Below are 14750 nucleotides of genomic sequence, written 5' to 3'. Positions count from 1 at the left end.
GTTGTGCGTGAAGCGTGTAGAGCGGGCCACGCCGCGTCAGGCGGCATGGCCGGGGTCGTTCACGTTCAAATTCGGTCGGTGGCGGTGAGGGCAGCGCGGCGCTGGGCGAACCAGGCCCGTGCCTGCTGGGCGTCACGGTCGATTGCCGCGGTCAGGGTCGGCAGGTCGATGTATTTTTCTTCGTCGCGCAGTTTCTTCAGGAATTCGACGCGCACCAGCTTGCCGTAGCAGGGCTGGTTCCAGTCGAACACATGGACTTCGAGCAGCATGCGGCCCGCATCCTCGACGGTCGGGCGCACGCCCAGGCTGGCGACGGCCGGCAGCGGCTGATCCGCCAGGCCATGTACCTGCACCACGAAGATGCCGGCCAGGGCCGGGCGGTGGGCGACACGCAGGTTCAGTGTCGGGAAGCCCAGCGTACGGCCGAGCTTGGCGCCATGGATCACGTGGCCGGACATCGAATAGGGATGGCCGAGCAGGGCGCGGGTGGCGTCGAAATCGCCGGCCGCCAGCGCGGCGCGCACGGCCGAGGACGAGATCCGGGTGGCGTCGTGCAGCACGGCGGGCAGGCTGTGCACCTCGAAGCCGTATTCCTTGCCGGCTTCAAGCAGCTGGGCGACATTGCCGGCGCGGCGGGCGCCGTAGCAGAAGTCCTCGCCGACCATCAGCCACTTCACGTGCAGGCCTTCGACCAGCACCTTTTCCGTGAATTCCCTCGGTGACATCGAGGCGAAGTGCTCATTGAAATGCTCGACGATGACGCGGTCGACGCCGGCATCGGATAGCGATTCCAGCTTGTCGCGCAGGTTGGCGATGCGGGCCGGCGCCTTCGACAGGTCGTTTGCCCGGCGGGCGAAGTATTCGCGCGGATGCGGCTCGAAGGTCATCACGGCGGACTCCAGTCCAAGGCGCTGTGCGGCCGCGGTCACGTGCGCCAACAACGCCTGGTGCCCGCGGTGGACACCGTCGAAGTTGCCGATCGTGAGTGCGCAAGGGGCGCGCGCCCTGTCGTTGGGAAGTCCGCGAAATACCTTCATTGGATGATTCGTGCTCCGAGGCGAAATACCAGATTATACGGCAAAGGGCATGTTGCACAGCGCAATGCCCTGAATGCCGTATATGACCGTGGGAAAGAAAAAAGCGCCGCCTGCAGGGCAGGGCGGCGCTTTTCAGCGATGCGGGAAGAAAGTCGGGGCTCAGGCCGCCGGCTTGTTGATCGCCATGATGAAGTAACGGGCCAGGTCGGCCGTGCCATCCTTGCCGCCCACGGTTTTGAACGTGTTGATGGCCTGCTGCTTCTTGCCGGCGGCAGCATAGGCCTCGCCCAGGTGCAGCTTGGCATCTTCCGGATACTTCAGCTTGCCCGACTTGATGGCGGCTTCCATCATTTTCAGGCCCTTGTCGGCCTGGCCGGCCTGCACCAGGGCGTAGCCCAGGGCCAGCAGGCCGTCCTCGTCGCCCAGCTTGGTCAGGTCGGCTTCGGTGGTGGCCAGGTTCTTGTTCTGCTCTGCCAGGTTCTTCTCGGCCAGGTCCTTCAGGCGCTGGTGACGATCGGCATCCGGACCCGTGCCCAGGGCGCCGGCCTTGTAGCCCTTGTCGACGACCTTCACGGCTTCAGCCGGCGCTTTCGATTGCAGAACGAGCTGGGCCATTTCCATGAACTCGCTCGGCTTCTTCATCAGGTTGTTGGCCAGTTTCAGGCGGTAGACGTCCACCGACAGGCGGCTCGCGAAGCCCGGCTTGCTCTGCACGCGGTTCAGCAGGTCGGTCCAGTACTGGGCTTTCGGATAGTTGGCTGCCAGTTTTTCGATGGTGTTGACGTAGCCGGCCTTGTCGTTCTTCTTGAGCTGGATGTTGGCCAGCATGCCCAGCTGGTCTTCGCTCAGCGAACCACGCTTCTCGGCGGCGCGCAGCTCGTTTTCCAGCGCGGCGACGTTGCCCTGCTTGTAGTAGTTCTGCAGCAGGTAGGCGCGTAGTTTCGGATCGTCACGCTCTTTCAGCTGCTTCTCGATCGCGGCATTCGCCTTGTTCAGGTCGCCGGCACGCATGTAGATGCCAATCAGGCCTTCGGAAACCTGCGATTTTTGGGCGGCGGACAGCTTGCCGGAGGCGAGCAGGGTCTCGGAGGCCTTGGCGGCGGTGTCGTAGTCACCGGCCTGCACGGCGGCGCCGAGACGGGTCATTTCGATCAGATAGGTTTCGTTGGCGGATTTGCCGCTGACGCTGTCGAGCTGGCGCAGTGTCGCCAGAGCTTCCTTGTTCTTGCCCGACTTCATCTGTTGCTGGGCTTGCTGCAGCGGTTTGCCGATTTCCGGACGGACCGTTTCGGCGGCGTAAGCCGGAGCCAGGCCAACCACGGGAGCGGCAGCGGTGAATCCGAGTGCGGCCAGTGCGAGGCCGAGATGTGCGAGGCGGAACTTGGACATTGTTAGATTTCTTCCTTCAAAATAGACACGGCAGGGAATCCCTGCCGTGTTCATTATAGCCAAAGTGACTTTACTGGAACTGTTCGTTACCGACCATACCGATCTTGGTAACGCCCAGGCGCTGCGCCGTCGCCATGACGCCAGCAACCGCCTTGTACTCAACCAGCTTGTTCGGACGCAGATGCACTTCCGGCTGGTTAGGCATTGCAGCGATGCTGTTCATCTTGGCTTCCAGAGTTGCACGATCAGGAATCGCTTGGCCATCCCAGAGGATGGTGCCGTCGAAGTCCACGTCGATCGTGACCACTTGCGGTTTTTCCGTCTGCGGCGGCGGGGTGCCAACCGGCATGTTCAGATTGACCGAGTGGTTTTGCTTCGGAATCGTGATGATCATCATAACGATGAGAACGAGCAGGACGTCGATCAGCGGCGTCATGTTCATTTCCATCATTGCTTCCGGCTCTGCGTTCCTGGCGGAGCCGCCACCTACGTTCATACCCATGGTGTTTCCTTTCAAATGTCGGGGCACGGCGGTAGCGCCGGGCTAGCCCGGCGCTACCGAGGGGTTTAGCCCTTGTCAGGCGGTTCGATGATGAAACCGACCTTCTGTACCCCAGCACGCTGTGCCGTATAGATCACCCGGCCGATCGCTTCGTAGCGGGTGGTCTGGTCGCCGCGAATCTTGACTGCAGGCTGCGGCACCTTCACCGACTGTTCCGCGAAGAACTTGAACAGTTCATCCGTGTTAGCGATGTGTTTCTGATTCCAGTACATCTCGCCTTCGGAGGTCACAGTGATGTTGATGTCTTCCGGCTTGGTCTTGGTGACCTGGTTCGCTTCAATCGGCAGGTGGACATTCTTCAACTTCAGGACCACCGGGCTGGTGACAAGGAAGATGATCAGGAGAACCAACATGATGTCGACGAGCGGCGTCGTGTTGATCTCTGACATCACGGTATCTTCATCTCCGGAATCGGAGCCGACACTCATTGCCATAATTTATCCCACTTTCTTGGCGCTCGCTGCCGCGCGACCAGCTTCCGAGGTCGACATTGCGCCCGAGATCAGGACCGAGTGAACGTCGGCGCTGAACGAACGGATGTCTTCCATGGCTGCCTTGTTGCGGCGAACCAGCCAGTTGTAACCCAGAACTGCCGGAACTGCGACGAACAGACCGAATGCAGTCATGATCAGTGCTTCACCGACCGGACCTGCAACCTTGTCGATCGAGGCGTTACCCGACATACCGATAGCGGTCAGTGCGTTGTAGATGCCCCAGACGGTACCGAACAGACCGATGAACGGCGAGGTCGAACCGACGGTTGCCAGGAACGACAGGCCATCCTGCAGACGCGACTGGACTTTGTCCACGGCGCGCTGGATCTGCATGGTCACCCAGGTCGACAGGTCGATCTGCTCGAGCAGGGCGCCGTCGTGGTGCTGGGTTGCCTTGGTGCCGGTTTCAGCGATGAAGCGGAACGGCGAGCCATCCTTCAGTTGTGCCGAGCCGGCAGCGATCGACGGAGCTTTCCAGAACTTCTGGGTGGTTTCCTTCGACTGACGCATCACTTTGGCCTGGTCCAGCAGCTTGGTGATGATGATGTACCACGAACCGATCGACATCAGCGACAGGATGATGATGGTGCCCTTGTTGACGAAGTCGCCTTCTGCCCACATTTTTGCGGGACCGTACGGGTTCTCGACCTTTTCCTTGGTGCCTTCGGCGGCCGGAGCGGCAGCCGGAGCTGCTGCGTCGGCAGCCGGAGCTGCTGCGTCGGCAGCCGGAGCTGCTGCGTCGGCGGCCGGTGCGCTTGCCGCCGGAGCTGCGGCGCCTGCTGGTGCGTCAGCGAAGGCCGGTGCAGACACCAGGGCCGATGCTGCCGTTACCGAGAACAGGACTGCCGCCAGGAGAGCGGACAAACGGGTATTCTTAAACATGCTTCCTCCAAAAATTTAAAATGAACAGTTCGCTGAACAAATGACAACGAAATTTAAAACTTGAGACTTTCTTACGAGCGTCTCTCTTATTCAAGCGTCCAGACGTACTGCACCGGCTGCCATGCTTGCACGGGCACGCCATTCTCCGTTGCTGCCTTGAAGCGGCACTTACCCAGAGCTGCCTGAGCTGCCTTGTCCAGGTCACGGAAGCCGCTCGACTTCGTGATCTTGGAATCCATCACCCGACCGTCGGCACCGATCAGGAACGAAATAGTGGAGATACCAGTTTCCTCGTTACGCAGCGACGATTTCGGGTATTCCGGCTTCGCGCAGGTATTGAAGTCGGCCACTGCCTCGGTACGGCTCGGACCCTTGGACGGCGGAGCCGAAGGAGCCGGGTTTGCCGGAGGAGCGGGCGGAGCCAGGTCCCGGGACGGCGGCGGCGTGTTGGTCGCAGCCGAGATGGTGTTCTGCGGCGGCGGCGGTTGCTGCACCTGCACCTCGACCGGCGGGATGAACGGCGGCGGCGGCGCCTTCATTTCTGGCGGCGGCGGCGGCGGCGGAGTTTCCGGCGGTGGCGGCGGTTTCACGTCTTCGATCAGTTTCGTTTCCACAGCTTCCGTCACCTTGCTGACGATCTTGGTGCCAAGGCCATTAACGATTGCCCAAGCGACCAGAACGTGCAACAGAACGACGATGGCTATTCCTGTGAAATTCTTCCCGGGGTTTTTCTCATGCGAAAAATTCATGCCATATTTCTCCAATACCATCTCTTTTTTGTTGCTACTAAACCCACTAAACACGACAAAAACTCAGGGCCGCATCCGGGACATCGAGGAATTATACCTACGAATTCTTTTTTGCACATACATTTTTATACCTCCAAAGAGGGGCTAACTGCCTGTAAAAACAAGCAAACAAGCTCATCCGTAATGAGGAAGGATGGGGTGCATAATCGAGAATGTAGTTATCTTTATGACAATGTTAGCGTTATCCCCTTGCCGATGTGTAGAAGATCAGGCCAAATAGCCCCTTCCGCCAAATTTTCCATGCCGATTTTGCCAGTTGGCAAATAAGATATGATTCAATAATGGCGTTTCTGCAAACTATAGCCATATTCATTCATGGGGGGCGTACTGTTGAAACGGCCTCGCCCTTGTGGTAGGAGTGAAGGCCATAAGAGGCACTTATGTACGGACCCCTGTTTGATATGGCTCACTTGCCACGCATGTAGAATTTTGCGTTGACACAGAAAAAAGGCCTGTCCTAAGCAGACAGGCCTGGCGGCACCGTTGGCACCAGCATATATATATATTAGTAGCGCGCGCGCTTCTCGCGGCGGCACTCGAGGCTGCTGACCACGCGCCCCGATGGGTCTACCGTTTCCAATCTGACATCGAAGCCCCAGAGCCGGGCCACATGCTTGAGCACTTCATGGGCCTGCTGGTTCAGCGGACGGCGCTGGAACTGCGTATGGCGCAGGGTCAGCGCGCGGTCGTCGCGGGTATTGACCTGCCAGACCTGGATGTTCGGCTCGCGGTTGCCCAGGTTGTACTGCTCGGCCAGCTGCTGGCGCACGTAGCGGTAGCCGGCTTCGTCGTGGATCGCCGAAATCGTCAGCTTGTCGCTGCGGTCGTCGTCGAGCACGGCAAAGAAGTGGAAGTCGCGGATCAGCTTGGGCGACAGGTACTGGGCGATGAAACTTTCGTCCTTGAAGTTCCGCATCGCGAAATCGAGCGTCTTGATCCAGTCGCTGCCGGCGATGTCCGGGAACCAGGCGCGGTCCTCGTCGGTCGGGTCTTCGCAGATGCGCTTGATGTCGGTCATCATCGCAAAGCCGAGCGCGTAAGGATTGATGCCATTGTAATAGGGGCTGGTCGCCGGCGGCTGGTAGACCACGTTGGTATGGCTCTGCAGGAACTCGAGCATGAAGCCGTCGCCGACGATGCCCTCTTTATATAGTTCCTGCAGGATCGTGTAGTGCCAGAAGGTGGCCCAGCCCTCGTTCATCACCTGGGTCTGACGCTGCGGATAGAAATACTGTGAGATCTTGCGCGTGATGCGCACCAGCTCGCGCTGCCAGGGTTCCAGCAGCGGCGCGTACTTCTCGATGAAGTAGAGCAGGTTTTCCTCGGGCTCGACCGGGAAGCGCGGCGGCGGCGCATCCCGGTGGGATTCCTCGCGCCGCGGCAGGGTACGCCAGATCTCGTTGATCTGGGACTGGGCGTATTCCTCGCGCTCCTTCTGCCGGTTCTGTTCCTGGGCCACGGACAGCTTGGCCGGACGCTTGTAGCGGTCCACGCCATAGTTCTGGAGCGCGTGGCAGGAATCGAGCAGTTCCTCGACGGCGTCGATGCCGTGGCGCTGTTCGCACTCGGCGATGTAGTTCTTGGCGAAGACCATGTAGTCGACGATGGCGTCGGCGTCGGTCCAGGTGCGGAACAGGTAATTTCCCTTGAAGAAGGAATTGTGGCCATAGGCCGCGTGGGCGATCACCAGCGCCTGCATCGTCAGGCTGTTTTCCTCCATCAGGTAGGCGATGCAGGGGTTGGAATTGATCACGATCTCGTAGGCCAGGCCCATCTGGCCGCGGCGGTAGCTTTTTTCCGTGGTCAGGAAATGCTTGCCGAAAGACCAGTGGTTGTACGACACCGGCATGCCTACCGAGGTGTAGGCATCCATCATCTGCTCGGCGGTGATGATCTCGAGCTGGTTGGGGTAGGTGTCCAGGCCAAACTTCCTGGCCACCCGGCGGATTTCCTCGTGGGCTTGCTCGATCAGGTCGAAGGTCCACTCCGACTGGTCGGGCAGGGCACGCGGATTTTTGGGATCTCTTGGCATGAGCGGGCCTCGTCTACTTGGGCTGCTTCTTGAACAATTCGCGGAACACCGGGTAGATGTCGGCCGGGGTCACGATCTTCTGCATCGCGAAGTTCGCATGCGTGGCCGCCACCTCGCAATACTGCTCCCACAGGTTCTGCGGCGGGCCGTCCGTGATCTCGACGTAGGTGTAGTACTGGACCCGCGGCATGATCGCATTGGTCAGGATCTGCCTGCACAGGACCGAGTCGTTGTCCCAGTTGTCGCCGTCGGAAGCCTGGGCCACATAGGTATTCCAGTCGCCGCTGCTGTAGCGCTCGCTGATGACCTTGTTCAGCAGGTGCAGCGCCGAGGACACGACGGTGCCGCCCGATTCGCGCGAGTGGAAGAAGTCGTTCTCGTCGACCTCGGCGGCGGCCGTGTGGTGGCGGATGAAGACCACGTCGATCTTCTCGTACGCGCGCTTCAGGAACAGGTAGAGCAGGATGAAGAAGCGCTTGGCGGTGTCCTTGCGGCTTTCGTCCATCGAGCCGGAGACGTCCATGATGCAGAACATCACGGCCGAGGTCGACGGCTTCGGCACCTTGATCCGGTTGCTGTAGCGCAGGTCGATCGGGTCGATGAAGGGGATCGCCAGCAGCCGCGTGTGCAGCGCGTGGATCTTGTGCTTCAGTTCGAGTACGCGCGGGTCGTCGTCCTCGGCGCCCAGCGCCTGGATCTCTTCGAGCTCCTGTTCCAGGCTGGCGAGCTTCTTGCGGCTCGGTCCGCCCACGGCGATGCGGCGGCCGAGCGCGCCGCGCAGGGAGCGCAGCACGTGGATATTGGACGGCGTGCCGGAGATGTTGTAGCCGGCGCGCTGGTTCTTGAACTCGACGACCTGGGTCAGCTGCGTCTTGATCATGTTCGGCAGCTCGAGGTCCTCGAAGAAGTAATTCATGAATTCTTCGCGGCTCAGTTCGAAGATGAAATCGTCTTCGGTGGTCTGCTCGCTGTTGCCGGCACGGCCGCGTCCACTGCCGCCGCCGCCGCTGCGCGGACGGTTGATCTGGTCGCCTTTCTGGTATTCGGTATTGCCGGGGTTGACGACTTCCCAGACACCCCCATGGGCGTGCCCGAACTTGGGCTCGTTCACGTCCTTGACGGGAATCGAGACCTTCTCGCCATTTTCGATGTCGGTGATCGAGCGACCCTTGATCGCCCGGCCGACCGCATCCTTGATTTGCGCCTTGTAGCGGCGCAAGAAGCGTTCGCGGTTGACCGCAGACTTGTTCTTGCCCTGCAAGCGTCGGTCGATGAGGTAAGTCAAAACAGGCCTCCTGCTCAAATTCGCGGCGGGCCGGGTCACCACCGGTACCCCTATATTAACGCGCCGCGCATCAACGTGGTTGGCGTCCCGGATTTTGGTGGGACAAAGCCTACGGGCGGACCAGAAATCTGGTCCGCCCAACCACGCACCTGGTGTGGCAATGGCCTGGTTACGAGGATTTGCGAACCCTCAGGTACCACTCGCACAGCAGCCGAACCTGCTTCGGCGTATAACCCTTCTCGACCATACGGGCCACGAAGTCGGCGTGCTTGGTTGCATCCTCCGTGCTCGCCTTCGCATTGAAGGAGATGACGGGCAAGAGTTCCTCGGTGTTCGAGAACATCTTCTTCTCGATCACGGTGCGGAATTTCTCGTAGCTCGTCCAGGCCGGATTCTTGCCGCCGTTCGTCGCACGCGCACGCAGGGCGAAGTTGACGATTTCGTTTCGGAAATCCTTCGGATTCGAGATGCCAGCCGGCTTCTCGATCTTCTCCAGCTCGGCGTTCAGCGATTCGCGGTCGAAGCTCTCGCCGGTGTCCGGATCGCGGAATTCCTGGTCCTGGATCCAGAAGTCGGCAAAGGTCACGTAGCGGTCGAAGATGTTCTGGCCGTACTCGGAATAGCTTTCCAGATAGGCGGTCTGGATCTCCTTGCCGATGAAGTCGACGTAGCGCTGCGCCAGGTGTTCCTTGATATAGGACATGTAGCGCTGCTCGGTCTCGCCGGCGAACTGCTCGCGTTCGATCTGCTGCTCGAGAACGTAGAGCAGGTGGACCGGATTCGCCGCGACCTCGGTGTTATCGAAGTTGAAGACCTTCGACAGGATCTTGAAGGCGAAGCGCGTCGACAGCCCGTTCATGCCTTCGTCCACGCCGGCGTAGTCGACGTATTCGTGCATCGACTTGGCCTTCGGATCGGTGTCCTTCAGGTTCTCGCCGTCGTACACCAGCATCTTCGAATAGATGCTGGAGTTTTCCGGATCCTTCAGGCGCGACAGGATCGCGAACTGGGCCATCATGCGCAGCGTGCCCGGTGCGCAGGGCGCCTTGTCGAGCGAGGAGTTGCGCAGCAGCTTGTCGTAGATCTTGATCTCGTCGGACACGCGCAGGCAGTAGGGCACCTTCACGATGTAGATCCGGTCGAGGAAAGCCTCGTTGTTGCGGTTGTTGCGGAAGGTCTTCCACTCGGACTCGTTCGAGTGCGCCAGGATGATGCCCTCGAAGGGGATCGCGCCGAAGCCCTCGGTGCCCTTGTAGTTGCCTTCCTGGGTCGCGGTCAGCAGCGGGTGCAGGACCTTGATCGGGGCCTTGAACATCTCGACGAATTCCATCAGGCCCTGGTTGGCCAGGCACAGGCCGCCGGAGTAGCTGTAGGCGTCCGGATCGTCCTGGGAATAGTCTTCGAGCTTGCGGATGTCGACCTTGCCCACCAGCGAGGAGATGTCCTGGTTGTTCTCGTCGCCCGGCTCGGTCTTGGCGATCGCGATCTGCTTGAGGATGCTGGGGTAGCGCTTGACGACGCGGAACTTGTTGATGTCGCCGCCGAACTCGTGCAGGCGCTTGACTGCCCACGGGCTGGGGACGCCACGCAGGTAGCGGCGCGGGACGCCGTAGTCCTCTTCCAGGATGGCGCCGTCTTCCTCTTCGTTGAACAGGCCCAGCGGCGATTCGTTCACCGGCGAGCCCTTGATCGCGAAGAACGGAATCTGTTCCATCAGGTGCTTGAGCTTTTCGGCAATCGACGATTTGCCGCCGCCAACCGGGCCCAGCAGGTAAAGGATCTGCTTGCGTTCTTCCAGGCCCTGGGCCGCGTGACGGAAGTAGGAGACGACCTGCTCGATCACTTCCTCCATGCCGTAGAACTCGCGGAAGGCGGGATAAATCTTGATGACCTTGTTGGCGAAGATGCGCGACAGGCGCGGGTCGAGGCGGGTGTCGACCAGGGTGGGGTCGCCGATGGCGGCCAGCATGCGCTCGGGAGCGCTGGCGTAAGTCAGGGGGTCTTTCTTGCACAGTTGAAGATACTCCGACAGGGAGTATTCCTCTTCCCGGGTACGCTCATAGCGGGCTGCGTAGTTATCAAAAATGGTCATGTGAATGTCCTCTAATGTGCTAACACTGATCACTGTCGCGGCAGCCGATGAAAGACGACTGCCCAGGCCCCGGTTCTGGCATCAAGCTGTTGTGGGGTCGCCGTCTACGTTCGAGAGGTCAGGCATGTGACCTGACATGAAACGGAGGGCGATTTTCTTGTTCTCATCCGGTTATGAAAACCGGTTGGTTAGCGCCCGCAGAGAGCGTCTTCTTACGCTTATGAAATTTATTATGTGCCTATTAGTTCTCGAAGTCAAAACAGTGTCGTGCGTCGAAAAAAACCATTTTGACGAGCCTGCGGATCCAGTCTTGACGCCGTTTTGCAGGGTCCTGGCGAGGCCATGTTTGACAGGGTTTTTGGCCCCGTTGGACAGCGTCGTGTTTGTCAAAAGGTAAGTCAATAGTGCACCAACTTGCTAAGCAGTGGCGCACGCGCGTATGCCGTCGGCCATCTATAAAATTCCAGGGCGAAATGAGCCTGGAGAGCGCATGCGCTACACTTCTCCAAATGGCGACAAACGCCGGTCCACCGTGGAGATCCCTCATGCTGAACGAAGAGCTGCGCCTCACCCTGCAGGCAATGCCGAAGGCAGAATTGCACATCCATATCGAAGGCTCTTTGGAACCCGAGCTGATTTTTGAGCTAGCGCAAAGAAACGGCGTATCCCTCGCTTACCCCACCGTCGAAGCGTTGCGGCAGGCCTACGCCTTCAGCGATCTGCAATCCTTCCTCGATATCTATTACGCGGGCGCCAGTGTGCTGCTGACCGAGCAGGATTTCTACGACATGACCGCCGCCTATCTCCGGCGTGCGCAAGCCGACAATGTGCGCCACACCGAGATCTTCTTCGACCCGCAAACCCATACCGCGCGCGGCGTCGCCTTCGAGACCGTCATCAACGGCATCTGGCGCGCCTGCCAGGACAGCCCGGTCAGCGCGAGCCTGATCCTGTGCTTCCTGCGCCACTTGTCGGAGGAAGAGGCGATCGCCACGCTGGAGGAGGCGATTCCCTACCGCGACAAGCTCATCGGCGTCGGCCTCGATTCCTCCGAAGTCGGCAACCCGCCCGAAAAATTCGCGCGCGTGTTCGAACGCGCCCGCAATCTCGGCCTGCACCTGGTCGCGCACGCGGGCGAGGAGGGGCCGCCCGCCTATATCGAGAGCGCGCTGGACGTGCTGAACGTGGAGCGCATCGACCACGGCGTGCGCTGCCTCGACGATCCCGCCCTGGTGCAGCGCCTGGTGCGCGAGCAGATGGCGCTGACGGTGTGCCCGCTGTCGAACATCAAGCTGCGCGTATTCGACGTGATGGGCGAGCACAACCTGCGCCGCCTGCTCGACGCCGGCCTGGTCGCCACCGTCAACTCCGACGATCCGGCCTACTTCGGCGGCTACCTCAACGAGAACTACGTCGCCGCCTTCGAGGCGCTGCCGCTGGACCGCTCGCATGCGCGCCAGCTCGCGCGCAACAGCTTTGCCGCCGCCTTCCTCGAGCCGGAACAGAAGCGCGCCTGGCTGGCCGAAGTCGACCGTTTTTTCAGTGAGGCCAATTAATGCTGATGCAATCCCTGCGCATGACCGCGCGCGACTGGCGCGCCGGCGAACTGCGCTTCCTGCTGGTGGCGCTGGTGGTCGCGGTGTCGGCCCTCACCGCGGTCGGCTTTTTCGTGGACCGAATGCGCGCCGGCCTGAACCGCGACGCCCACCAGCTGCTCGGCGCCGACCTCCTGATCAACGCCGACCAGCCGCTGCGCCAGGACTGGCGCGATGAAGCCCGGCGGCGCGGCCTGCGGCTGGCCGACACCGTCACCTTCCCGAGCATGGCCCAGGCCGGAACCGGGGATGCATCCCAGGCCGTGCTGGCATCGGTGAAGGCGGTCTCGCCCACCTATCCGCTGCGCGGCCAGCTGAAGATCACCACCAGCCCGGTCGACGCCAGCGAGGCCCTCGGCGACGCCACCCGCGACACCCCGGCCCCGGGCACGGTCTGGGTCGACGTCAACCTGCTGCCACCGCTGAAAGTCAAGATCGGCAGCGTGATCCAGCTGGGCGACAAGAGCTTCACGATTGCCCGCCTGATCGCCACCGAACCCGATCGCGGCGCCTCGTTCTCGAACTTCGCGCCGCGCGTGATGCTGGCGCTGTCGGACCTGAAAGCCACCGGCCTGGCCGACAACTACGCGCGCATCACCTACCGCATGCAGGTCGCCGCGCGTTCGCCGAACGACCAGGCCGCGGTGGCCGGTTACGAGCGCTGGGTGCGCGAACGCATCGCGCTCGATAAGGTCAAGGGCGTGCGCATCGAGAACCTGGAAAACGGCCGCCCCGAGATGCGCTCGACCCTCGACCGCGCCGAGCGCTTCCTGGCCCTGGTCGGCCTGCTGTCGGCGATGCTGGCGGCGGTGGCCGTGGCGATGGCGGCGCGCCGCTTCATGCAGCGCCACCTGGATTCGGTGGCCATGCTGCGCTGCTTGGGGCTAACCCAGAACCAGGTCGGGCTGCTGTTCCTGATCGAGTTCGCACTGGTCGGCCTGGCGGGCAGCCTGCTCGGCGTGCTGGTCGGCGTCGCCGCCCACTACGTGCTGCTGGAACTGATCGGCAATCTGATCCCGACCGAGCTGCCGCCGGTATCGCTGCTGCCGGCGCTGCAGGGCGTGGCCACCGGCCTGCTGCTGCTGGTCGGCTTCGCGCTGCCGCCCGTGCTCCAGCTGCGCAACGTGCCGCACAACCGCGTGATCCGCCGCGAGCAAGCGCCGCCGCGGCCGATGGCGCTTGCCACCTATGGCCTCGGCACCGCGGTCTTCGTCGGCCTGCTGCTGTGGCAGGCAGGCGACCTCAAACTGGCGCTGCTGACCGCCGGCGGCTTCCTCGGCGGCCTGGCCGTGTTCGCGCTGGTCGGCTGGCTGGCGCTGCTGGGCTTGCGCAGCCTGCGCGGGGTCTCCCGCAACCAGGGCTGGCGCTTCGCCATCACCTCGCTGCAGCGGCGGCCCGGCGCCACGGTGGTGCAGATCGTTTCGCTGTCGCTGGGCCTGATGGCGCTGCTGGTGCTGACCGTGGTGCGCGGCGACCTGATGGACGCCTGGCGCCTGGCCACCCCGGCCGACGCGCCGAACCGCTTCATCATCAACATCCAGCCCGACCAGAAGGAGGGCGTGGAAAAGACCATCAGCGCGGCCGGCGTCGACAACCCGATGCTCTATCCGATGATCCGCGGCCGCCTGGTGGCGGTGAACGGCAAGGAGATCACCGCCGCCACCTACACCAGCGAGCGCGCCAAGGCGCTGTCGGACCGCGAATTCAACCTCTCCAGCGTGAACGATCTGCCGGAAGGGAACGACGTCGTGGCCGGTCAGTGGTATCGCGACGCTCCCGGCGTGGCCGAAGCCTCGGTCGAGCAGGGTATCGCGCAGACCCTGGGCCTGAAGCTCGGCGACACCATGCGCTTCGACATGGGCGGCCTGCAGGTCGATGCGAAGATCACCAGCCTGCGCAAGCTGGAATGGGGCTCGATGCGCGCCAACTTCTTCGTCGTCATCAACCCGGCCGCAATGCGCGACGCACCGACCACCTACATGACCGCCTTCCACCTGCCGGCGCGCGGCGTTGGCCTGGCGAACACGCTCACGCGAAAGTATCCGAACCTGACCGTGATCGACGTCAGCGGCATCATCCGCCAGCTGCAGGACGTGCTGGACCAGGTGGTGACCGCGGTCGAGTTCCTGTTCCTGTTCACCCTGGTCTCCGGCGTGCTGGTGTTGTACGCGGCCCTGATGGGATCGACGGCCGAGCGCACCCGCGAAGCCGGCCTGCTGCGCGCGCTGGGCGCCACCCGCGGCCAGCTGGCGAGCGCGCAGCGGATCGAGTTCGCGCTGGTGGGAGGCTTGTCCGGCCTGCTGGCGGCGACCGGCGCGGCGGGACTGGGTTGGGCGCTGGCCGAATACCAGTTCAAATTCCCCTGGCATTTCGAGCCCCAGGTGTGGGCGGCCGGGCTGCTGGTGGGGGCGGCGTGCGGGCTGATCGGCGGCTGGCTGGGACTGCGCAATGTGTTGCGGCAGCCGCCGCTGCAGACTTTGCGCGAGGCGTAATCGAGGCGGAGAACGTGGGCACATCGTGCCCACGCATCTGTTGCGCATCGCCGACCTGGGACAAAAGGCCCTCCCACGGGC

General features: G+C 62.0%; 11 protein-coding genes. 2 read left to right on the top strand and 9 right to left on the bottom strand.

Annotation, left to right across the window (positions count from 1 at the left end):
• Nucleotides 1-65: 65 nt before the first annotated feature.
• The 9 genes from AC1DOP_RS19865 to AC1DOP_RS19825 form a co-directional block, all read right to left on the bottom strand.
• Complete coding sequence (locus AC1DOP_RS19865; RefSeq protein WP_477252929.1) at nt 66-1037, bottom strand: bifunctional riboflavin kinase/FAD synthetase; 972 nt, start codon at nt 1035-1037, stop codon at nt 66-68.
• Between the two features lie 159 nt (nt 1038-1196).
• The gene (locus AC1DOP_RS19860) at nt 1197-2426 is read right to left on the bottom strand and encodes a tetratricopeptide repeat protein (RefSeq protein WP_477252927.1); all 1230 of its coding nucleotides are present in this window, start codon (nt 2424-2426) and stop codon (nt 1197-1199) included.
• A 70-nt stretch (nt 2427-2496) separates the two neighbouring features.
• The gene (locus AC1DOP_RS19855) at nt 2497-2928 is read right to left on the bottom strand and encodes an ExbD/TolR family protein (protein WP_442123386.1); all 432 of its coding nucleotides are present in this window, start codon (nt 2926-2928) and stop codon (nt 2497-2499) included.
• A 65-nt stretch (nt 2929-2993) separates the two neighbouring features.
• Nucleotides 2994-3422: an ExbD/TolR family protein gene (locus AC1DOP_RS19850; RefSeq protein WP_442123387.1), complete on the bottom strand. Its 429-nt coding sequence runs from the start codon at nt 3420-3422 to the stop codon at nt 2994-2996.
• Nucleotides 3423-3425: 3 nt separating this feature from the next.
• A complete protein-coding gene (locus tag AC1DOP_RS19845; RefSeq protein WP_477252925.1) occupies nt 3426-4364 on the bottom strand; it encodes a MotA/TolQ/ExbB proton channel family protein in 939 nt (312 codons plus the stop codon).
• Nucleotides 4365-4450: 86 nt separating this feature from the next.
• A complete protein-coding gene (locus AC1DOP_RS19840; protein ID WP_442123442.1) occupies nt 4451-5113 on the bottom strand; it encodes an energy transducer TonB in 663 nt (220 codons plus the stop codon).
• Between the two features lie 565 nt (nt 5114-5678).
• The gene (locus AC1DOP_RS19835) at nt 5679-7205 is read right to left on the bottom strand and encodes a SpoVR family protein (protein WP_442123389.1); all 1527 of its coding nucleotides are present in this window, start codon (nt 7203-7205) and stop codon (nt 5679-5681) included.
• Between the two features lie 13 nt (nt 7206-7218).
• Nucleotides 7219-8490, bottom strand: a complete 1272-nt coding sequence (locus tag AC1DOP_RS19830) for a YeaH/YhbH family protein (protein WP_442123390.1) — start codon at nt 8488-8490, stop codon at nt 7219-7221.
• A gap of 169 nt (nt 8491-8659) precedes the next feature.
• Nucleotides 8660-10582, bottom strand: coding sequence for a PrkA family serine protein kinase (locus tag AC1DOP_RS19825; RefSeq protein WP_442123391.1), 1923 nt, complete (start codon nt 10580-10582; stop codon nt 8660-8662).
• 545 nt (nt 10583-11127) lie between these two features.
• Between AC1DOP_RS19825 and AC1DOP_RS19820 the strand changes: the two genes are divergently transcribed.
• Nucleotides 11128-12138 (top strand): adenosine deaminase, encoded by a 1011-nt coding sequence (locus AC1DOP_RS19820; RefSeq protein ID WP_442123392.1) that lies wholly within the window; start codon nt 11128-11130, stop codon nt 12136-12138.
• Nucleotides 12138-14669: an ABC transporter permease gene (locus tag AC1DOP_RS19815; RefSeq protein WP_477252921.1), complete on the top strand. Its 2532-nt coding sequence runs from the start codon at nt 12138-12140 to the stop codon at nt 14667-14669. Before AC1DOP_RS19820 ends, AC1DOP_RS19815 begins: the two co-directional genes overlap by 1 nt.
• The last annotated feature ends 81 nt before the right edge of the window (nt 14670-14750 follow it).

The sequence above is a fragment of the Massilia sp. 01N410 genome, from assembly GCF_056399665.1.
The sequence above is the reverse complement of the archived record's forward strand: the minus strand, read 5'-3'. Positions and strand labels throughout refer to the sequence as shown.